At 60.2% G+C, this 1069-nt stretch carries 2 pseudogenes; both read left to right on the top strand.

Going from position 1 to position 1069, the window contains the following annotated elements:
* Positions 1–60 precede the first annotated feature (60 nt).
* Positions 61–246, top strand: a pseudogene (locus A2I95_RS41560) (hypothetical protein); the annotation flags it as partial.
* Between the two features lie 365 nt (positions 247–611).
* A pseudogene (locus A2I95_RS41565) lies at positions 612–790 on the top strand (transposase); the annotation flags it as partial.
* Positions 791–1069: the final 279 nt, after the last annotated feature.

Here is a 1069-nt window from a genome sequence, read left to right on the forward strand (position 1 = left end):
GCACCGGACCGCTCACCCTCCTGATCCCCTCCCGGTGGTGCTTGCATCGCCTGCCGGGCAGTGGACAGCACTGGCATCAAATCCGAAGGCGAAAGCGAATGGAATGCGCGCAAGCATGGAGGCCCCAAACACCACATCCACTGCCCGGCAGGGCATTGCGGAGCAATGCTCCGGGAAGGGGGCAAAATACACATCGGGGCCGACGGGAAAACGCTGGCAGTTCGGGCTGTGGAGGTCACCAGCAGCAGTGCCGGGGGGGGGCGCCCAATGTCCGAATTTCGGGGAGTAGCCCAGACCCGCACCAATCCAAGAACTGAACGACACGATTGATAGCTTTTGGCCTATCGTCACCGAAGAGGAACTGGATCAATACATGATTTTGGAAAATGATCCGAAGTGGGGGCGGCAGGTGGTGACCTGCCCCTCCGCAAAATCCTTCGCCATGAAGTAGAGTCTGCCCAACTTATGTAGGAGCAGACGAATGCGTGAGAGCCGTTTCACCGAGGCGCAAATCATCCGCTGCCCGGCAGGCGATTGCGGAGCAATCTGCCGAGAGGGGGGATGATCAAAGAGCAGGAGTTCAAGCGTTCAGCAATTGATCCAGTGGATCAATTGTAGTGCCGAACGGGATGCCGGCAGCAGAGCTGTGCCGCCGGTACGGCCTGAGCCTGGCGACCTTTTACAAGCTGAAGTCCAAGCCTGGCGGCTTGGAGGTGTCGGAGGCCGCGCGGCTGAAGGCCTGGAAGATGAGAATGCCAAGCTTAAGCGGCTGCTGGCAGACCGGATGGTCGCAGGAAACAGCATAGCTGTCCTCGCCATAGAACAGCTTGCCCAGAATGTCGCGGTCAGCGGGCATGCGGATCGCCTTGCGGACGTGCGGATTGTCAAACGGGGCGTCCTCAGTGTTCATCACCAGGCCGGCCCAACGGCCCGACGGCACGGTAAAGTTCAGGCTGCTGGCAAACAGCGGAACCTGCTCGGCCGATACCCCAAAAAAACAGGTCGATATGACCGGCTTGCAGCGCGGCGACACGGGCGTCTTGGCCAGCGATTGCGAGCAGCTACAGGT

The sequence above is a fragment of the Leisingera sp. F5 genome, from assembly GCF_001593695.1.